The organism is Myxococcus dinghuensis (assembly GCF_024198235.1).
GTDB lineage: Bacteria > Myxococcota > Myxococcia > Myxococcales > Myxococcaceae > Myxococcus > Myxococcus dinghuensis.
The window spans coordinates 16,041-37,539 of sequence record NZ_JAKCFB010000038.1 but is presented as its reverse complement, the minus strand read 5'-3'; the positions used below and the strand labels follow the sequence as shown (position 1 = coordinate 37,539).

At 71.8% G+C, this 21,499-nt stretch carries 8 protein-coding genes; all 8 read left to right on the top strand.

Annotated elements, in window-relative coordinates:
* Positions 1-66 precede the first annotated feature (66 nt).
* The 8 genes from cglF (at position 67) to LZ198_RS33720 (ending at position 21,470) form a co-directional block, all read left to right on the top strand.
* Positions 67-339, top strand: a complete 273-nt coding sequence (gene cglF / locus LZ198_RS33755) for an adventurous gliding motility protein CglF (protein ID WP_253976251.1) — start codon at positions 67-69, stop codon at positions 337-339.
* 92 nt (positions 340-431) lie between these two features.
* Positions 432-2,372: an adventurous gliding motility protein GltG gene (gene gltG, locus LZ198_RS33750; protein WP_253976250.1), complete on the top strand. Its 1,941-nt coding sequence runs from the start codon at positions 432-434 to the stop codon at positions 2,370-2,372.
* Positions 2,373-2,477: 105 nt separating this feature from the next.
* The gene (gene cglE / locus LZ198_RS33745) at positions 2,478-3,110 is read left to right on the top strand and encodes an adventurous gliding motility protein CglE (RefSeq protein WP_323383189.1); all 633 of its coding nucleotides are present in this window, start codon (positions 2,478-2,480) and stop codon (positions 3,108-3,110) included.
* Between the two features lie 210 nt (positions 3,111-3,320).
* Entirely contained in the window at positions 3,321-4,982 is a 1,662-nt protein-coding gene (locus LZ198_RS33740) for a CLH domain-containing protein (protein ID WP_253976248.1), read from the top strand.
* 129 nt (positions 4,983-5,111) lie between these two features.
* Positions 5,112-17,387, top strand: a complete 12,276-nt coding sequence (locus LZ198_RS33735) for a tetratricopeptide repeat protein (protein ID WP_253976247.1) — start codon at positions 5,112-5,114, stop codon at positions 17,385-17,387.
* A 135-nt stretch (positions 17,388-17,522) separates the two neighbouring features.
* The gene (gltJ, locus tag LZ198_RS33730) at positions 17,523-19,610 is read left to right on the top strand and encodes an adventurous gliding motility protein GltJ (RefSeq protein ID WP_253976246.1); all 2,088 of its coding nucleotides are present in this window, start codon (positions 17,523-17,525) and stop codon (positions 19,608-19,610) included.
* 253 nt (positions 19,611-19,863) lie between these two features.
* Complete coding sequence (locus LZ198_RS33725) at positions 19,864-20,793, top strand: hypothetical protein (RefSeq protein WP_253976245.1); 930 nt, start codon at positions 19,864-19,866, stop codon at positions 20,791-20,793.
* Positions 20,794-21,179: 386 nt separating this feature from the next.
* Positions 21,180-21,470 (top strand): toxin-antitoxin system YwqK family antitoxin, encoded by a 291-nt coding sequence (locus tag LZ198_RS33720; protein WP_253976244.1) that lies wholly within the window; start codon positions 21,180-21,182, stop codon positions 21,468-21,470.
* Positions 21,471-21,499: the final 29 nt, after the last annotated feature.

The following is a 21,499-nucleotide window of genomic DNA, read 5'->3' as shown; positions in this document are numbered from 1 at the left end:
ACCTTCGCTGCCCCGAAAGGGGTACGTGGTGTGGAACGGGCCCGGTGGGCCCCCGTGGAGGCAGTGATGCGGAAGGCTTTGATGTTGTGCGCGGTGCTCGCGGCGGCTCCGGCGTTCGCCCAGGACGAGGGTGCCAAGGCCCAGGGTGGGGGTGGGGAGGGCAATGTGCGCTACTCCAAGACGACCAACATCGACTTCGAGGGCGACACCATCGAGGGCGACCTCACCAAGCCCGACGGCGAGTACATCGACGCGCGCGACAAGGTGAAGCACTCGAACCTCATCCGCGTCCGCGAGGACTTCGAGGACAAGGTCATGCAGTCGGTGGGTGAGCTGTAGCGGCTGACGGGCGCGCGGGCGCGGGAACCTGTCGCCGCGCGCGTTGTCATGGCTGGTAGCGAGCACACCCCCCATTCCATGTAGGAGTCCCCATGGCCGTTCCCCTGACACTCAAGGTCTTCAAGGGCGAGACGCTGGTCGCCACCAAGGACTACGAGCGCGACATCATCAAGATTGGCCGGCTCTCCTCCGCGCACCTGTGCCTGGAGGACGAGAAGGTCAGCCGCATCCACTCCGTCATCGAGGTCTCCAGCGACGGCACCATGTCCATCATCGACATGGGCAGCGTGGAGGGCACCTACGTCAACAACAAGCGGGTCAACAAGGGCCAGCTCGCCTTCGGCGACGAGATCCGCGTGGGTGGCACGACCATCCGTCTGGAGAACCCGGCCGCCGTGGCTGCGGCGAACCTGGCCGTGGCCGCCGCGAGCACGGACGCCACCACGGAGAAGAACCCCGTGCTGGGGGCCCCCGCGCCCGCCGCCGGCCTGGCGCAGGCCGCGGTGAGCCCGGAGCCCGAAGCCCCGGCCCCCGCTCCGAGGACGGGCGCGCTGGACGCCTCCGTCGCCCCCACGCAGAAGCACACCACGGTCGCCGCCGCGGAAGAGCCGGCGGCCCCCGCGCCCGCCGAGCCGGCCACACCGCGCGCGCGCACCGCGCGCCGCTCCAAGTCCAACGGCCCCCTGGGCGTCTCGCTGCGCTTCTCCTGGGGAGATCAGCGCGTGGGCGAGTTCTTCGTGGCCCCGGGCCGCAAGCGCGCCATCGCCGTGGGCAGCGCGGCGGGCGTCGACTTCGTCATGGGGGACAGCAAGCTGGGCAGCCCCCGCTTCGAGGTGCTGCGCACCGACGGGCAGACCTTCTCCGTGTGCTTCACGGGGAAGATGAAGGGCGAGCTGGTCCGCAAGGGCGAGACGCGGGACCTCAAGGCGGTCATCGAGTCCGGCAAGGCCTCGCACGAGGGTGACGCGTATTCGCTGACCCTGGACTCCGAGGACTTCTTCTGGGTGGACCTGGGCGGGGTGACGCTGGAGGTCGCGTTCCAGTCGGTGCCCAAGCGCGTCTTCGCGCCGCTGGGCGAGTCGCTGGACTACACCGCGGTCAACATCTTCCTGGTGGTCTTCTTCGCGGCCACCGCGTTCGTCATCACCGCGATGAACCGCACGGCGGAGGGCGACGAGTACGCGGACGAGCTGTCCGCCAACTCGGCCCGGATCGCCAAGCTCATCATCAAGCCGCCGGAGACGCAAAAGAACAAGTTCCTCGAGCGCCTCAACCAGCAGAAGGAGGCGAAGAAGAGCGGGGAGATGGCGGCGAAGAGCCGCGGTGACGAGGGTCAGATGGGCAAGAAGGACGCGCCCAAGACCAACAACCGCACCGCGCCCAAGGGCGACCCGAACAAGAAGGACGAGGCCCGCGCGCTGACCGCGAAGATCTTCGGCGGCGGCAAGGGGGGCATCTCCACCGTCTTCGGCAGCAGCGGCCTGGGCGGCGACCTGAAGAGCGCCATGGGCAACATGTTCGGCGCCAAGACGGGCAACTCCGGCGGCTTCGGCGGCCTGGGCATGCGCGGCTCCGGCGGCGGAGGCGGCGGCACGGGTGACACCGTGGGCATCGGCGGCATCGGCACCAAGGGCCGCGGCGGTGGCACCGGCAGCTACGGCACCGGCGTGGGCGTGCTGGGTGGCAAGTCCAGCGTGGACGTGGGCATCACGTCGTCGGACGTGGACGTCATGGGTTCGCTCGACAAGGAGCTCATCCGCAAGGTCATCCAGATGAACCGCGGGCAGATCCGCTACTGCTACGAGAGCCTCCTCAACCGCTTCCCCAAGCTGGGAGGCAAGGTGTCGGTGAAGTTCGTCATCACCGCGACGGGCTCCGTGGCGTCGTCGTCCGTGGCGCAGAGCACCGCGGGCAACGCGGAGCTGGAGACGTGCGTGGCTGGCCGCGTGCGCACCTGGAAGTTCCCCGAACCCAAGGGCGGTGGCGTGGTGGTCGTCACCTACCCGTTCATCTTCAAGCAGTCCGGCGAGTGACGCCGGAGCTCCACCGCGCTTGACGGGCGGGCCCCTTCCAGGGCCCGCTCGGGAAGTCACCTCGGCCTCCGTCCCCCACGGGGGCCATGACACCCTCAGGACCGCATGAAAGCCCTCGCTCCCCTTGCCCTGTGCGCAGCGTTCGTCCTCCCCATGGCCGCGAGCGCACAGCAACCCTCCGCGACGGCAGCGGGTGACCGCCCCGCCGTCGCCTACGACGAAATCGAGCGTGGCGTGTACTTCGCGCTGCTCGGCGGCCCGCTCTTCGTCACCAACCCGCCGGCCGCCGAGGGCACGCCCCGGCCGTTCTCCTCCGGGCCCATGGCCCAGGTGGAGGTGGGGGTGGACCTGGGCGAGCGGGTGTCCGTGGGCCTGTTCATCATGGGCTCCAGCACCCGCACGAGCGCCGAGTACATCGGCGAGTCCGGCGGCTCCGTCTCCGGCGACTTCTCCACCCTGGTGCCCGGCGCCGTCCTGCGCGCCCGCCTGGTGGGCATCGCCGACAGTCAGGAAGTGAAGCGTACGTGGTTCTACCTCCGCGCTGGCGCGGGTTATGCGATGTTCTCGCCGAAGCGTCTCCTTCCGGATTCCGACATTCTTGTGTTTGCCGGGCCCGGAGTGGAGTACTACACACGGTTGCGCCACTTTTCCGTGGGGCTCGAGGTGACGGGGAACTACCTCGTCTCCGGAGGCTCTTTCGGGTTCGCGGTGGCGCCGAACATTCGCTACGCGTTCTAGTTCCAGCGGGAGAAAGACGTGCCTCAGGAGAATGGAAGCGGTGGGCCGCGCCAGGGCGGGCGTGGTCGTGACGGGGGTGCGCCGGGTCAGGGCCAGCGTCGTGACGGTCCTGGCGGTGGTTTTGGAGGCCGAGGCGGCCCGGGTGGCCCTGGACGGGGTGAGGGACGTGGGCGCGGCGAGGGCCGCGGGCGCGGGCGCGACGAGGGGCCCGTGGGCCCGGGCCAGCGCGTCATCGTCGAGCTGAGCACCCTGGAGAAGGCGCTCTCGAAGACGGACTTCACGGCGGAGAAGGCCCCGCTGCAGGCCATCGTGCGCTCGCTGCGCCCCATGCGCCTGAAGTCCCTCGAGGACCTGGACCTCAACACCCGAGGTCGCCTCATCACCACGATGCTGCGCGTGCAGCGTCAGCCCAAGCCGCCCGCACCGGAGGCCGCGCCCGCCGAGGCCGCCGCTCCGACTCCGGCCGAGGCTCCCGCCGCGGAGGCCACCGCGCCCGCCGAGGCCGCGGAAGGCGCTGCCCCGGCGGAAGGGGCCGCCCCCGCCGAGGGCACGGCGCCCACCGCTCCCGCGGTGGACCCGGCGCGCGAGAAGTTCGACGCCTGGACGGACGTCATGTTCCTGGTGGGCCAGGTCTGGCGGGCGGCGGGTGACGGCGACCGCGCGGAGGTCGCCTTCTCCGCCAGCGGTCGCCAGCCCGGCGCCGAGGCCGAGGAGCCCGCGGCTCCCGCCCGCACCGAGGAGCGTCGCGAGCGCACCGAGCGTCGGGAGCGTCCCGAGCGGGGTGAGCGTCGCGAGCGTCCCGAGCGCGGCGCCGCTGGCGAGCGCCGGGAGCGTCCCGAGCGCGGCGAGCGTCGGGACCGTCCGGAGCGCGGTGAGCGCGGTGAGCGCCCCGAGCGTCGCCCCATGCCCGAGCTGACGGGTGACTGGCGCGAGCAGGCCAAGCAGCTCGAGGCCATGGGCCGCACGCGTGACGCGGGCCGCATGTTCGAGCGCAACAACGCCTTCGCGGACGCCGCGCGCCTGTTCGAGGCCGGCGGCGACCTCAAGAGCGCCCTGCGCAACGCGCTGGCCGGGTCCGACAACGACACCGCGCGCCGGCTGGTGGGGACGCTGCCCGCCGACCAGCTCGCGCCCACGCTGGAGAAGGCCGGTGCCTACGAGCTCCTCATGGAGCACTACGTGGGCAAGGCCGACTTCGAGAACGTCGCCCGCCTCTACGAGCGCGCGCGCCAGTTCGACCAGGCGGCGCTCGCCTACGAGCGCGCGGGCAAGCTGACCCTGGCGCGCAAGTCGTACGAGCGCTCGCGCGACATGGCCAGCGCCAACCGCATCCGCGGGCTCGAGGTGAAGAGCCTGGTGGAGCGCGGGGATCGCCTGGGCGCGGCCACCCTGCTGGTGGCGGTGGGCCAGCGTCGCGAGGCGGTGGAGGTGCTGGGCACGCTGCCTCCGCCCAAGGCCTTCCACTTCATGCAGCGCCTCAACCTCGAAGAGGAGGCCAAGGAGCTGGCGCAGCGCGAGCTGGCCCGCGCCGAGCAGGAGCAGAAGCCTGCCGGCCGCGCGCGGTGGCTGGAGCTGCTCGGTGACGTGACCGCCGCCGCCGAGGCGTGGGAGGCCGCGGGGCGCAAGGACAAGGCCCTGCCGCTGCACGAGAAGCTCGGCAACCTGGCTCGCGCCGCCCAGCTCGCCGAGGAGCTGCAGCAGCGTGACAAGGCCATCGCCCTGTACACCCAGTTGGGTGACGAGGCTGGCCTCGAGCGCGCGAAGGTCCTCCCGGAGGCGCCCGCCGTGGCCCCGGCCCCCGCCGACCCGAGCGATGCCGGCTCGGAGGGCGAGGGGGGCGGTGAGCCGCCCGCCACTCCCCCGGCGGAGTAGCAAGAAGGCCAATGATTCCCGCCGTTTGGCGGGTTTTGCACGATTGATCGGGGGCGCTCGCGGCCGGTAGAGTCCGGCGGCTGGCGCCCCCGCGTCGTTCCTTTTGACCCCCCGAGGCCCGCCCTCCCCATGCAACAGCCCACGTCCCCGCGACCCACGCTGCGCGTGTCCGATGACCGGAGCTTCGCCGAAGCCGAAGCCGCCCTGGAGAAGGCCGGCCGTGTGGAAGAGCTGATCCGCCTCTACGAGGGGCGCGCGCGCGACGTCGTCTCCGACGAGGCGGTCCGCCTGCTGTGCCGCGCCGCGGAGCTGGCCCACGAGCGTCAGCGCAACGCGCCCCGCGCGGAGGAGCTGCTCAAGCGCGCGCTGCTGGTGGCGCACGAGCCGCTGCCGGCGTTGCGGGGACTCAAGCGGCTGCACGAGACGCGACAGGACTCGGCCGCGCTGGCGGACGTGCTGGAGCGGCTGGGCAGCGCCACGCAGGGCGAGGAGAGCGCGGGCCACTACCTGAAGGCCGCGGACCTGTACGAGCAGAAGCTCTTCCGGAGGGATCGCGCGGTGCTGTGCCTGCAGCGCGCGGCGCGCGCCAAGGTGGAGCGCGGCACCTTCCGGCGCGTGCGCCAGTTGCTGCTGTCCGAGGAGCGCTTCCAGCCCGCATTCGAGGCGTTGGAGCGGGAGCGCGCGGCGCTGGGCGACGCGGGCATGGCGGAGGAGTACGCGGCGCTGGCGGAGCGGCTGGTGGACGACCCCACCGAGCACGAGCTGGCGCAGCGGGTGCTCGACGTGGCCCGGGGGCTGGACCCCCAGAGCGCGCGGGTGGAGAAGGCCGGGCGCGCGCTGCAGCGCTTCGAGCAGACGTGGCGCGACCGCGTGCGGATGCTGCGCAGCATGTCGTTGGAGGAGCGCGACCGGAAGAGCGCGGCGCGCCTGTCGCTGCTCGTGGCGAAGCTGTTCGCCTGGTACGACCCGGGCTCGGCCGGAAAGGTGAAGGAGGCGTTGGACCGCTGCTTCCTCCTGTGGCCGGGCATGCCCGAGGGCCTGTCGCTCATCGAGAAGCTGGCGGCGCGCGCGGGCGGGGAGTTCGCGCCGGCCATCGAGCAGATCGAAGCGATGGCGGGCGAGGTGAAGGACCGCTCCGCGCAGGTGGACCTCTGGCTGCGCGTGGGCACGCTGCGGCTGGGGCGGCTGAACGACGCGCCCGGCGCGCTCGCGGCCTTCGAGAAGGCCGTGGCGGCGGATGCCGCGCGCGCGGACGCGGCGAGCCTGACGGCGGAGCTGCTGTTGGAGGGCGGGCGCGCGCAGGACGCGGTGGCGGTGCTGGCGCGCTACCTCGCCACGGTGAAGGACAAGGCGGCCCAGGCCTCCATGCACCTGCGTCTGGCGGAGCTGTGCCTGTCGCAGTTGAAGGACGGGGCCTCGGCGCGCACGCACCTGGAGGCCGCGCTCAAGCTGGACCCCGCGCACGCGCTGGCGGCGTTCCAACTGGCGCGGCTGCTGGCCGAGGACGAAGAGCTGGAGGCGGTGATTCCGCTGCTGGACCTGGCGCTCCTGGCGCCGCGTCCGCGCGCGGAGCGGGTGGCCTTCTGTGAGGCGCTCGCGCTGATGTTCGAGGAGAAGGAGGACGCGCGCGGCGCCTTCGAGGTGCTGTCGCGGGCGCTGGAGCTGGACCCCGCGCGGCCGCTGCTGCTCGGCTCGGTGGTGGAGCACGCGGAGAAGGCGCAGGCGCAGCCCGCGCTCGCCCTGGCGCTCCAGCGCGCGGCGCAGGCGGCGCCCGTGGCCGAGGTCGCGGCGACGCTGTGGCGGCAGCTCGCCCAACTCCTCCAGGGGCCGCTGGCGGACCCCGTGCGCGCGGAGGCCGCGTGGCGCGAGGTGCTGGCGCGCGTGCCGGGGGATGCCGTCGCGGCGGAGGCGGTGAAGTCGCTGCAGGCGGCGGCCGCGCTCGCGGACGACCCGAAGGCGAAGCTCGAGGCGGAGGTGACGCGGCGCGAGGCCGCGGGCGCGGCGCCCGAGGAGCTGGAGCCCCTCGTGCGCGAGTGGGTGCAGTTGGCGCCGGAGGAGTTGTCGGCCGTGCAGCGGTTGCAGGCCCTGTGCGTGGCGCTGTCTCGCTTCGACGAGGCGGCGGCGCTGGCCGGGCGGCTCGCCGGGCTCGCCGAGTCGCAGTTGGAGCGCAACGAGTGGACCGCGCGCCAGGCGAAGCTGTACGCGGAGCGGCTCGGGCGGCAGCAGGACGCGGCGGACCTCTTCCTGGGGCTCCTGTCGGAGAACGTCTCCACGGGCGTGGTGGTGGGCGGCCTGGAGCGGCTGGCGACGGCCGGCGTGCGCACGGTGGAGGTGGCCGAGGCGCTGGCCGCGCACTATGGCCGCGCGGGTGACCACCAGCGTCAGGTGTCGGCGCTCCAGCAGCAGTTGGAGGCGACGACGGACCTGGCGGCGCGCAAGCGCCTCTTCGGGGTGCTGGCCGGCATCCACGAGAAGCAACTGGCGGACAGCCGCGCGGCCTTCGACACCCGCGTGCGCGTGCTCCGCGAGGACCCGAAGGACGAGGCGGCGCGGGCCGAGGCGCTGCGCCTGGCGCGGGACCTCTCCGCCCACGCGGAGCTCGGGCGCGTGCTGCGTACGCTCGCCACGGAGTCGGAGGACCCGGGGCTGGCGGTGCCGCTGCTCGTCGAGGCGGCGGGGCTGGCGGAGGAGGGCGGGCTGGTGGCGGACGCCATCGCCGCGCTCGAGGTGGCGGTGGGGCGCGCGCCGGAGTCGAACGCGGTGCTCCAGCGGCTGGTGCGGTTGTACGGGCGCGCGGGGCGCGCGGCGGACGCGGAAGGGCTGCTGCGCAAGCGCATCCAGGGCGCGCGCGGCGCGGAGCGGCTGGAGCTGCTGCTCCAACTGGTGGACCTGAACACGGAGCTGGGCCGCATCGACCAGGCGGCGGACGCGCTGCAGTCCGCGCTGTCGCACGGAGCGGAGGAGGGGCGGCACCTGCCTCGCCTGGCGGACCTGTACGAGAAGGCCGGGCGCACGCGGGAGCTGGGCGACACGCTGGCGCGGATGATCGGCCTCGCGGAGTCCGCGGGTGAGACGGACAAGGCGTCTCGCCTGAAGCTGCGCCGCGCGCAGTTGTTGCAGGGCTTGCAGGATGGTGGCGCGGAGGCGGTGCGCAGCTACGCGGACATCCTCTTGCAGCGTCCGTCCGACCCGGATGCGATCGCCGCGCTGGAGGCGATGCTCGCCTCGGGCCCGTCGCGAGAGGCGGCGGCGCGCGTGCTGGTCCCCGCGCTCGAGCGGACCAAGGACCACCGCAAGCTGGTGGCCACGCTGGACGTGCTGGCGGAGGTGGCGAAGGACGACGGGGCGCGCGTGCAGGTGTTGCGGCAGGCGGCGCAGGTCCACCTGGCGCACCTGCGTCAGCCGGAGCTGGCCTTCGCGGCGCTGGCGCGCGCCCTGCGGTTGGCCCCGGGCGACGCGGGCCTGCGCTCCACGGCGCGGCAGGCGGCGGAGGACGCGGACGCGGTCGACAGCTACGCGGAGATCATCGGCGAGCTGGCGGAGGAGGGCGAGGTGGGCCCCGCGCGCGCGGCGCTGCTGCGCGAGCTGGCGGAGGTGCAGGAGAAGAAGCTCGACGACAAGGCCGGGGCGGTGAAGGCCCTGCGCTCGTTGCTGGCGTTGGAGCCGGGCAACCTCGACAGCCTGCGGGCCTTGCAGCGCCTGCACCGCGCGGGCGAGGAGTGGGCGGCGCTCGCCGAGGTGCTGGAGAAGCTGGCCGCGGCGTCGCCGGAGCCGGCCGAGCAGTCGGCGTTCCTGCGCGAGGCGGCCCTGCTGCACGAGACGCGGCTGTCGGACCCGGAGAGCGCCGCCAGCGCGTGGCGCATCCTCGCCGAGCGCGACGCGGGGAACCGCGAGGCGGCGGCGACGCTGGACCGCCTCTACACGGAGCTGGAGCGCCACCAGGACCTGGCGTGGACGCTCGCGCTGCGGCGGACGCAGGAGGGGCAGAGCCCGCAGGGGCGTGAGGTGTCCTTCCGCCTGGCGGAGCTGCAGCGCACGGTGCTGGACGACCCGAACGCGGCGCTGTCGCTGTACAAGCGCATCCTCGCCGAGGACTCCGGACACCCCGGGGCCCGGGCCGCGCTCGAGGCGTGGGTGAAGGCGGCGGTGCCCGCCAGTGGCGCCGCGCTGGAGGTGCTGGACCCGGTGCTGGTGCAGGTGGGGGACCATGCCCGCCGCGTGGCGCTGCGCGAGGCGCGGATGGAGTCGGCGCTGTCCGTGGAGAAGATCCTCCTGTCGGGGGAGATCCGCCGCATCTACGAGCGCGACATGCGCCAGCCGTCGCTGGCCTTCATGTCCGCGGTGAAGTCGTTCGCGCAGGGGTGGGATCGTGACGGCGTCCGCGCGGACCTGGAGCGGCTGGCGCGGGAGACGGGCTCCCACGAGGTGCTCGCGGAGATCTACGAGACGGCGGCGACGGAGCTGCCCTCCGGGGACCCCGCGGCGCTGGATCTGCTGCGGCGCTCCGCGGAGCTGCGCGAGTCGCTGAACCAGCCGGAGGAGGCCGCGCGCCTCTGGAAGAACCTGCTGGCGGACGCGCCGCAGGACCGGCAGGCGCTGGAGGCCCTCTCACGGCTGTACGAGAAGGGGCAGAACGCCAAGAGCCTCTCCGAGGTCTACACGCGCCAGGCGCAGCTCTCCCAGGACCCCGAGGAGCGGGTCGGCCTGTTGCTCAAGGCGGGCGAGGCGTACGCGAACGCGGGCGAGGACGCGAAGGCGGTGGAGACGTACCGCTCGGCCCTGGCCTTGCGGCGCGTACCGGAGGGCCTGCTGGCGCTGGAGCGGCTGTATGCGAAGGCACGGCGCTTCGTGGAGCAGGCGGACGTTCTGGAGCAGCTCGCGGAGGCCGCCACGGACGAGGGCACGCGCCGCGGCTGGCTGCTCAAGCGGGCGCAGTTGCTGGAGAAGGAAGTGGGCCCGGCGGAGGCGCTGCCGGTGTACCGCCGCCTGCTGGAGCTGGCGCCCGGGGACGGCCAGGTGGTCGCGGGGCTCGAGCGGTTGATGGCGCACGACGGCCCGCGCGTGGAGTCTGCGCGGCTGCTCGAGCCCGTGTACCGCGGGCTCAACGACACGCGGAAGCTGGTGGAGGTGCTGGATGTGCTGTTGCCGGGCGTCGCGCCCGAGCGGCGGCTGGAGCACATCCAGGAGATCGCCACCCTGCGCGAGGCCCTGGGCCAGACGTCGCTGGCCTTCGTCGCGCGCCTGCGGGCCTTCAACGAGTTCCCCCAGGAAGTGTCCGTGCGCGACGAGCTGGAGCGGCTCGCGGCCGACTCGGGCTCCTTCGAGGAGGTGGCGGGCGCGTACGAGGACCAGCTCGAGCGTGACACGCAGGAGCCCCTGGCGGGCGACCTGTGGCGCCGGCTCGCGGCCATCTACGACAACCGCCTCAAGCGCTACGACCTCGCGGTGCGCGCGCTGGAGGAGGTCAGCCGGAGGGATCCGAAGAACAAGGTGGTGCTGGAGTCCATCGCCCGCGTCCACCGACGGACGGGGGCGCACCGCGAGCTGGCGCTGGTGATGCGCCGGCAGGTGGCCGCGGAGCCGAACAGCGCGTCCCAGGTGAACCTGCTGTTCGAGCTGGCGCACCTGGCCGAGGAGACGCTGGCGGACAAGGCGCTGGCGGCGCAGGCGTACCGCGAGATTCTCGGCCTGAGGCCGGAGAACACGAACGCGCTCAAGCTGCTCGGGCGCGTGCTCGCGGACATGGAGCGCTGGGCGGAGTTGGCGCAGCACATCGAGCGGGAGATCCAGCTCGCGGACGCGCGGGGCGCCCAGGAAGAGGCGTCCGACCTGCGCGTGCGCCTGGGCCGGCTGCGGTTCTCGCGGCTCGACGACCCGCGCGGCGCGCTGGAGCTGTACCAGGAGGTGCTGGGGCGCCGGGCGGGGCACGCCGGCGCGGTGGGCGCGCTGGAGGAGATGGCGCGCTCGGAGAGCCCGCTGCGCGGCGCGGCGGCCAGCGCCCTGGAGCCGGTGTTCGTCTCCGTGGGCAACCACCTGAAGCAGGTGGAGATGCTGGAGTCGCGCGTGTCGGCGGAGGCGGTGCCGCAGGAGCGCGTCGCGCTGCTGCGTCGCATCGCGGAGATGTACGCCGGGCCGCTCGAGAACGCGGAGATGGGCTTCCTCGCGGCGACCCGCGCCCTGCGCGAGCTGCCGGACGACCTCCGCTCGCTGGAGCTGTGCGTGTCCCTGGTGGACAAGGCCGAGGCTCCGGAAGAGCTGGGCGCCATCATCGCCGAGGTCGCCCCCAAGGCGGGCGACACCTCCCGGGCCGAGCTGTACCGCGCCCTGGCGCGGCTTCAGACGGACCTGGGTGAACCGGCCGAGGCGCTGGCGTCCTGGAAGCGCGTGCTGGAGCTGCGCCCCACGGACACGGAGGCGCTGGACGGGACCGTCCGGTTGGTGGCCTCCCAGGGCAAGCCCACGGAGCTGCTGGAGGTCCTGCGCCGGCAGCTCGCGGTGGCGGAGGACCCGGCGCGTCGCGCGGCGGTGCTCCTCCAGATTGGCGTGCTCCAGGAGGAGCAGCTCAAGGACGCGCTGGGCGCGCTGGCGACGTTCCGCCGGCTGCTGGAGCTCAAGCCCGACGACGTGGCGGCGCTGGAGCGCATGGAGGGGCTCTGCCAGAAGCAGGAGCGTTGGCCGGAGCTGGCGGACGTGTTGTCCCGCCGCATCGCGCTGATGCCGCCCGAGGCGGGCCTGGAGCTGAAGTTCCGGCTGGCGCAGGTGCGTGAGACGCGCCTGTTGGACAAGACGGGCGCACTGGCGCTGTACGGCGAGGTGCTGTCGGTGCAGCCCAACCATCCGGGCGCGGTGGGCCGGATGGAGGGGTTGGTGGCGCGCGAGCCGCAGAACCTGCTCGCGGTGGAGACGCTGCTGCGGGCCTTCCGCGCCAGCGGAGACGTGGCGCGGCTGGCCCAGGTCATCGAGACGCGCGTGGGCGTCTCCTCGGACGCGTTCGAGCGCAAGGCGTTGTTGGGCGAGCTGGCCACGCTGCGCGAGGCGCAGGGCGAGGCCGAGCTGGCGTTCCTCGCGCTGTTCCGCGCGTTCAAGGAGGACCCCAACGACGGCGAGGTGCGCCGTCGGCTGGAGAACGCGACGGATGCGTCCGGCAGCTACGACGAGCTGGTGGTGGCCTACGAGGAGGCCCTGCCGCGCGTGGCCGAGGCCGCGGACGCGGCGCAGGTCTGCCTGAAGCTGGGGCAGATGCTGGAGTCGAAGCTGCGCGACGCCGACCGCGCCGTCACCTACTACGAGCGCGCCCGCACGCTGCACGCGGCGGTGCAGGACAAGGCGCTGGTGGCGTTGGATCGCCTCTACCTGGAGCTCCAGGCGTGGCCGGAGCTGGCGAGCATCCTGGAGGCGCTCGTCTCGACGGCGACGGAGAACGCCGAGCGCATCGGCTACCTGTTCCGCGTGGGCCAGCTCTACCAGGAGCGCCTCGACAGTCCGGACCGCGCGGCGGGGGCCTACGAGGCCATCCTGAAGCTGGAGCCAGGGCACCTCGCCTCCGCGCGTCTGCTGGAGGGCATCTACGAGTCCGCGGGGGCTTCGGAGAAGCTCTACGCCATCCTCACGCTCCAGTCGGAGAAGGTGGCGGGCCCGGAGCGGGACCGCGTGCTGGCGAAGATGGCCCAGGTCTCCGCCGAGGGCCTGTCGGACCTGTCGCGCTCCATCGAGCTGTATCGCGAGCTGCTGGCGAAGAACGCGCGCAACGACCAGGCCTTCTCCGCGCTGGAGTCGCTGTACGAGCGCGCGGATCGGCCGCAGGACCTGCGCGAGCTCCTCGAGGGCCGGCTGGCGATGACGCTGGACCCCCGCGAGGTGATCCGGCTCAACGAGCGCCTGGGGCGCGTCGTGTACCGGCTGCTCAAGCAGCCCGAGGCGGCGGTCCCGTACTTCAAGGCGGCGCTGGACCGGGACGCGCGCAACCGCGCGGTGCTCGACACGCTGCGGGAGCTCTACGACGAGACGGGGCAGCGCGAGGAGCTGGTGGGCGTGCTGCGCCGGCTCATCCCCCTCCAGGAGAGCAGCGAGGGCGTGAAGGCGCTGCGCCTGCGGCTCGCGGAGGTGCTCGCGGGCATGGGGCGTCGCGAGGAGGCGCTGGACGCCGCCCGCCGCGCGCTCGAGGTGGAGCCGCACCGGGTGCCCGAACTGGAGCGCGTGCACCTGTTGTTCGTGTCCCTGCGCGCGTGGAACGACGCGGTCCGCGCGCTCGAGCTGAAGGTGCAGGTCCACCTCGCCGCCGAGGAGCGTGAGCACGCCGTCGCCACGTACTTCATGGTGGCGGACCTGTGGGTGGGGCAGGGAGGCAAGCCGGAGCTGTCCGCCGGCGCGCTGGAGAAGGTGCTGGAGCTCGACCCCGCCAACCGCACCGCGTACGAGCGCGCGTGCGAGCTGTACCGGGCGCACAACGACTGGCGCGCCTACGCCACCGTGGTGGACCGGTACATGCCCCACCTCGTCACGGACGAGGAGAAGCTGGCCGCGCTGCGAGAGCTGGCCCGGGTGCAGGAGGAGCGGCTGGGACAGAAGGACGTGGCGTTCCTGGCCCTGTGCCGGGCGCTGCAACTGGATGCCTCCGACGACACGCTGCGCGAGGAGGTCGAGCGGCTGGCGGTGGAGACCGGCAGCCACGAGGAGATGGCCGCCGTCTACGAGGAGGTGGCGGAGAGCCTGCCGCGCGGCCCGCTGGCCGAGCGCATCTACGTCACGCTCGCGCGCATCCACGACACGCGCCTGGATGACCCGCAGGCCGCGGAGGGCGCGTTCCGGAAGATCCTCGAGTTCGACCCGACCAACGCCACGGCGCTGGACGGCCTCGCCGCCGTGTTCCAGCGGCGCGGGCGCGAGCGCGAGTACGTGGTGGCCCTCGAGCAGAAGCTCGAGGCCGCCGGCTCCATCGAGCAGCGCAAGGGCATCCTCCGTGAGATTGCCCGCGTCTGGGACGAGAAGCTGGAAGACCCGGTCGAGTCCGCGGGCGCGCTCCTTCGCGCGCTCGAGCTGGAGCCGGACGTGGAGACGCTCGGCGTGCTCACCGCGCTGTACCGGCGGCAGCGCGCGTGGCGCGACGTGGCCATCACCCTGCTGCGCACGCGGGACCTGGCGGACACGGCCGAGGAGCGCGCGCGCATCCAGGTGGAGGTCGCGGGCGTCTACGAGCGCGACATCGGGGACGACGAGTCCGCGGTGGCGGCCTACCGGCAGGCGCTGGAGCTGGATCCGGTCAACCGCGAGGCGCTCGAGGCGCTGGAGCGGCTGCACACCAAGCTGGACCAGCCCGCCGACCTGCTCGCCATCTACGAGCGCATGCTGGAGCTGAGCGAGGACTGGCGCGAGAAGGTCCGCGTCCTGTTCCGCAGCGCCACCATCTGGGAGGACAAGTACCAGAACCCGGCCAACGCGGACGTGTGCGTCGAGGGCGTGCTGTCCATCGACCCGCAGAACGTCCAGGCCATCAAGTCGCTCATCCGGCTGCGGCGGGCCCAGGGGCGCTGGGAAGACCTCATCGTCGCGTACGAGCGTCAGCTCTCGTTGGCTGCCAGCACGCAGGAGCAGGCGGAGCTGTACGTCGACATCGGCAACGTCCAGTACCAGCAGCTCAAGGCGCTCAACAAGGCGGTGAACAGCTACCACGCCGCGCTCGCCGCGGACCCCGCGTGCCGGCCCGCGCTGCACGCGTTGGGCAACCTCTACGAGCGCAGCGGCAACTGGCCCTTCGCCCTGGAGATGCTCCAGAAGGAGGCGGAGCTCGCCGGGCAGACGAAGGACGCGGTGGAGCTGTTCTACCGGCTCGGGAAGATCAACGAGGACATGCTGATGGACGCGGGCAGCGCCCGCTCCGCGTACCAGCAGGCCCTGGCCATCGACGTGGGCCACCTGCCCAGCATCCGCGCCCTCAAGGGCATCCAGGAGCAGGAGAAGGACTGGACCGGCTACGAGCAGACGCTGCGCCAGGAGGCGGAGCAGACGGAGGACCCGGCGGCCAAGGGGCGCGCGCTGCTCGACGTGGCGCGCTACCACGCGGAGACGCGCGAGGACCGCGACACGGCGACGGGCTACTGGGAGGAGGCGCTCAAGCACATCCCGGACAGCATCGAGGCCGCGCGGCCGCTGGCGGACATCTACATCGCCCACGAGGAGTGGCCGTCCGCCGAGCGCATGCTCGACATCGTCACGCGCAAGCTGTCGGAGAAGGCCATGGTGGAGAAGGACTCCGCCACGGCCGCGGACCTGTGCCGCCAGCTCTATCGCCTGGGCTACGTCGCGGAGAAGCTGGGCCGGCGTGACAAGGCGCTCAGTTGCTACGAGACGGCCTACGAGCGGGACGCGACGTACCTGCCCGCGCTCGAGGGCTATGGCAACCTGCTGGTCCAGACGCGCCGCTACGAGGGCGCGCTCAAGGTGTTCCAGACCATCCTCATCCACCACCGCGAGGAGCTGACGGACCTGGAGGTGGTGGAGGTGTACTGGCAACTGGGCGACATCCACGCCGCGCTCGGCCAGACGGACCGCGCCCAGAACCACTTCGAGAAGGCGCTCGCCATCGACCCGGGCCACGAGCCCACGCTGCGCGCGCTCGTCATCCTGATGGACAAGGCGGGCCAGTTCGAGAAGTCGGCGGACCTGCGCCAGCAACTCGTCGGCGTGCTGGAGGGCGAGGCCAAGGCCAAGGTCTACCTGGAGCTGGGGCGCGTCTCGCGCGACGAGCTGCACGACCCGTACATGGCCATCGACGCCTTCACGGGCGCGCTGCGGGCCCAGCCGGACACGCTCGAGGTGATGGACCAGTTGTACGTGCTCCTGCGCGAGACGCGGCAGGGCCAGAAGGCCGCGGACGTGCTCGCGCGCATGCTGGCGCTCCCCGCGCTCGCCTTGGAGCCGCACAAGGCCAAGCGCGTGTGGTTCGCGCTGGGCGAGCTACGCCGCGACGACCTGCGCGACGTGGACGGCGCGGCCCTGGCCTTCAACGCCGCGCTGGACCTGGATCCGCGCTTCGTCGAGGCCTTCAGCGCACTGGAGGCGATGCTGGGTGGGGCCCGGCAGTGGAAGCCGCTGGAGGAGAACTACACGAAGATGCTCGGCCGGCTGCCGAAGACGCCGGAGACACACGCGGCGCGCATGGCGCTGTGGCGCGCGCTGGGCGACCTGTACCACCAGGTGCTCAAGCATCCGGAGGGCGCGGTGGCCGCGTACGGCGTGGCCGCCAAGGGCCTGCCGGAGGACGCCGCCGTGCAGGAGACCTTCGCCGAACTGGCCGGGAGCATGCCGGGCAAGGAGGAGGAGGCCGTCGTCGCCCTGCGCCGCGCGCTCCCCAACACCACCGACCCGCGCAAGGTGTGCGGTCAGTTGGTGCGGCTGTCGGCGCTGCGCAAGGACTACGACGCAGCCTGGCTGGCGGCGCAGGCGGCGTCGGGGTTGCTCGGCGAGGCGGGCGAGGACGAGAAGGAGATCCTCACCAAGCTGGGGCCCTACGCGAAGAAGAAGGAAGTGGCGCAGCGGCCGGTGGACGACCAGCTGTGGCACTCGCACCTGTTCCACCCGAAGGCGCGCGGGCCGCTGGCGGAGCTGCTGGGCCTGCTCTTCGCGAAGGCGGGACACCTGTACGGGGTGCCGTTCACGCAATACCAGCTCGTGCCCAAGAAGCACCGCATCGACGTGGGCAGCGCCCAGGAGTACCACGTCCACCACTACCGCTACGTCGCGCGGCTGTTGGGCATGGAGGCCGTGGAGCTGTACTCACCCTTCCTCGTGGCCACGCGCGAGCGCATGGCGCGTCGCTCCAACGAGCCGGCCCCCGAGCCGCTCGTGAACGTCGAGCTGCTGCAGACGCATCCGCCCAGCGTACGCGTGGGCGGCAAGTACTTCGCGGAGCAGGGGCAGAAGGAGGTGTACTACCTGCTGGGCCGTGCGCTGGCGCTGGCGCGTCCCGAGCTGGCCTTCACGCACTACGTGCCCGCGGAGCGGCTGGAGGCCATCCTCCAGGCGGCGCTCAACCTGGTGGTGGGCAACGTGCGCGTCGCCGAGTCGCTCCACGGCGTGGAGCCGGAGCGCCGCGCCCTGGAGAAGTGCCTCACCGAGGTGGACCGGGCGGCGCTGGCCAAGGCCGCGAGGGCCTGGTTGCCCACCGCGACACCCCAGGCGGTCCGACAGTTCCTGGAGGGGGCGGAGCTCACCGCGGCGCGGGTGGGGCTCTTCGTCGCCGGGGAGATGGAGCCGGTCCGCCGCATGGTCCAGGGCGAGACGGGGGCTTCCTTCCGGGTGCCGCCGCGGACCAAGCTCAAGGAGTTGCTCGTGTTCGCGACCTCCGAGGAGCTGCAGCACCTCCGTGTGGCTGTTGGCACACATGTGGAGGTCCAGGCACGAAAGTAGCGGTAGAACCCCAGCGAGGGTTCACGCGTTGATGACCAACCGGGCGGTCGAGGAGCTGATCCTTGACCCCTCGTGTGGCGACTTCTACGATTCCGACGGGATTTCTCCCGTCATTTCCGAGGCTTGGCGGAAAAGATGCGCTTCGTCTGTGACAGCTGCCGCGCGCAGTACATGATCAGCGACGACAAGGTTGGCCCCAAGGGGGTCAAGGTTCGTTGCAAGAAGTGCGGCCATACCATCACCGTGCGTCCCGCAGGTGCGTCCGCCGGGAAGGACGCCGCCGGGGACTCCGCGTCGACCGCTCCCTCCACCTCGAACGGCGCGAGCAAGGAGGCCGAGTCGTCCGCGGCGGCCGCGCTGCCCACGTCGCTGGGGACTCCGCCCGAAGGCGGCCTCTTCACGGACGTGGAGGAGGACGAGATCGGCGCGGTGTTCGACCAGGTGCTCAGCTCCGGGACGCACAAGATTCCGGCGGGTGAGTCCTCGGGCGAAGCCGCGGCGCGCGAGGCCACGGCGGAGAACGTGCGCAAGCTGGCCGAGGCGGAGGATGCCCCCGACAAGGAGGACGCCAAGCCCGCGGCCACGTCGCACGAGTGGTACGTCGCCATCGACGAGAAGCAGGTGGGCCCGCTCTCGGTCGAGAAGGTGAAGGACGCGTGGGACCGTGGCGAGGTGGGGCCCGACAGCCTCTGCTGGCGCTCGGGCTTCAGCGATTGGATTCCGCTGTCGGAGACGGCGGAGCTGGCGTCGGTGCTGGCGCCGCGTCCCTCGAAGCCGACCATCGTCGCGCCCGAGCCGGTGTCGGGCACGACGCCCTCCGTGGCCTCGGGGCCGGTGCAGTCGGCGTTCAGCGCTGGCAAGTCGAAGGGCTCGCCCACGCCGCCGCCTTCCGCGGCCGAGGCCCCGGTGGGGTGGAAGCCCTCCGTGGGCAGCGTGCTGGCCTCGCTGGTGAAGGAGGAGAACGACGCGCTGACCAAGCCGCCTCCGACGCCCGCTCCCGCGCTGGGCCGCGAGCCGGTGTCGCAGTCCCGGCTGCTCGACGTGCCCATGCCGCCGCCGGAGCCTGTGTCGTCGCCGTCGCTGATGGGGGCGAGCGCGGCCATGGCGGCGCACATGCAGCCGGCGCCCGCGCCCTATCCGCAGCAGCCCATGCCCGCATACGGGCAGCCGGCGCCCGTGCCCTACGGGCAGCCTGCCCCGCACTACGCGCAGCCTGTTCCCGCGCCGTATCCGCCTCCGGGCTATGCGCCCGCGTATGCCCCGCCTCCGCCTGCGTCGGGGGGCAAGGGGAAGGTGGGCCTCATCGTCGGCATCGTCGTCGGTGTGCTGGGCCTGGGGGGCGCGGCGGTCGCCATGCTCTCGAACAAGGGGGAGTCGGCGCAGCAGCCCGTGGCGGCCGCGCAACCGCCGCCTCCCGCGCAGGTCGCGGTGAACACGCAGCCTCCCCCGACGGCGCCTGTGACGCCTCCGCCGGCGGCGCCAACGCAGCCCACCACGGTCGCCGCGGTGCCCGCGGCGGGGACGGCTCCCGTGGCAGGCACCGGCGCGCCGGGGACTCCCACGACAGGGACGCCACCCGCGGAGGGTGCTCCCGTGGCGGGTGCTCCCGTGGCGACGCCGCCGCCCGCGGTGGCGACGGCTCAGCCCTCAGCGCCTGTGACGCCTCCGCCCGCAGCGCCTGTGGAGGCGGCGAAGCCTCCGGAGCATGCCGTGGTGGCGAAGGTGGAGCGGCCGTCGACGCGACGGTCCAATTCCTCGCAAAACAACCGCCGCGAGGAGGCGGACGAGCAGCCGGTGGCTCGGACCGAGCGCGTGGAGTCGTCGAGCAAGGATGACGATTTCGACGACTTGTTCGGCGTGAAGAAGGCGAAGCCCGAGACCAAGCAGGCGGAGACGACGCGCACCGCGTATGTCCCGCCGGAGCCGGGCAGCGCCGTGCCCGAGCGGCTGCAGACCTCCGACGTCATGGCGGTGGTGCTCAACAACAAGCCCGCCATCGTGAAGTGCGTGAACGAGCAGAAGAAGAAGGACCCGTCGCTGAGCGGCAAGCTGGTGATGCGGTGGACCATCCAGCCGAGCGGCAAGACGTCGAATGTCACGTGCAAGACGGACGAGTTCAAGAGCACCTACATGGCGTCCTGCATCTCCGGGCTCATCAAGAGCTGGAACTTCCCTCGTCACAAGAAGCAGGGCGACCCCATCGATTTCCCCTTCACGTTCTAAGACTTGAGCGAAGGGTAGGGTCGCACGTGACATGGGTGGCACTGTGCCACGGTGCGGTCCGGTGGGAATGTTCGCTTCCGAGTGGGGTGAATTTCGCTCGGAACGCGGCGTCTAGAGTGTGGTCGACACTCGTTGACACATCAGGACGGGCAGGACTAAAGCCGAGCCCGTTCGCATGGACGTCGGGGTCTGACTTCAGAGGCCGGAGACCCCGCGCGACGTTTCCAAGCAGACTGACGGAGGGAATCCCAACATGCAGCTTCGCAAGATGATGCTGGTGCTCTCGGCACTGGGCGCGGTGAGCGGTTTGATGGCGGGTTGCGGCGACGACGAGACGAGCGCCAGCGGCTGTAACACCAACGACGACTGCGCGGGCACGGAGATCTGCCACCCCACCGCGGGCGTCTGTGTGACCACGTGTGAGTCGGGCTCCGACTGTCCCGACACTGCGAAGACCTGCGCGGCCCTGGGCGGCACGGGTTCGAACGCGAACACCAAGATCTGCCAGTGCTCCACCGACGTGCTCTGCAACGGTGGCACGGGCTCCACGTCTACCGACCTGGTCTGCTCCGACCTCGACAACGTGTGCGTGCCGAAGTGCGGCTCCGACACCGACTGCTCCGTCGGCCGCGTGTGCAACACCGGCACGGGTCAGTGCGAGGAGGACGACACGACGGGCAAGACCTGCAGCGGCACGGCCCAGAGCACCTGCTCCTACGGTGAGTTCTGCAGCAGCTCGACCTGCACCGCCGCCCCGGTGGCCCCGTCGACCTGCGAGAACTTCTCGAGCAACCGCCCGAGCTGGAACGTGACCAGCAGCAACGGTCCGGTCATCTACCAGGTGACCCGCGTTCGTTATGAGACGAACTCCAGCTACTGCGCGCAGGGCGCCGGCGCCGATGACGCGTTCATCGTGAGCGTTCGCGCCTACCGCACGGACACCGACTGGCCGGCGACCCGCAACGGTCTGGCTGGCTTCTTCTACGTGACCACGGCGGCGTCGCAGACCGACGTCTTCGGCAAGGGGCTGCTGGTCCCGGGCACGGGCTACAACCGCAGCACGACCAACCTGCGTGACGCGGAGTTCCAGGTCTACCTGTGCCGCCCGACGGGTTCCCAGGCGATCCAGGTGGGCTTCTACTTCACCAACGGCAACCCTGTTTGCCAGAACATCACCCGCTAAGACGCTGGCTTCTTGGTTGAGGTGTTGATGCCTCGAGCCGCCCCCCTTCCGGATTCATTCGGGAGTGGGGCGGTTCGCATTTCAGCGCACGTGTTCGCTGGTGGCGGGTCGGGTGTGAGGCTGAATATCAGGAAGGTCCGGCCCGTCTGTTTGTATCGAAGTGACGGTGGCTGTCTCGTCGAATGGAAAGAGGGAAAAGCATGATGCTCGGAAAGTGGACCCGGTTCGTTGGCCTGACTGTCTTGGTTGCGATGCCTTCCATTGCGATGGCTGCGACTCCCAGGCTGAATTGTCCGGCAGGGACCCGCCAGACGGGTGGCGTTGAGCAGGGCAAGGACACCACGATGTGCGTGCGCACGAGTGACGGTCAGCCTCATGGTCCCGCCATGTGGTTCTATCCCAACGGGGCGAAGCAGGCCGAAGGCCAGTCTGAGAATGGCTTCCGTTCGGGCAAGTGGACCTTCTTCGACGAGAAGGGCAACGTGAACGGAACCGCCCAGCTCCAGGGGGGGAACTTCCACGGCGACGTCGTTGAACTCCACGCCAACGGAAAGACGAAGAAGGTCGAGCACTACGTCCACGGCTCGCGCGAGGGCACCGTCCAGGAGTTCGCCGCGGACGGCAAGCTGGTGAAGCAGTCGGAGTGGCGCAACAACCGAGAGGTTGCGTCGAAGTAGCGGTAGGTCCGGTTCGTCCGCTGGGGCGG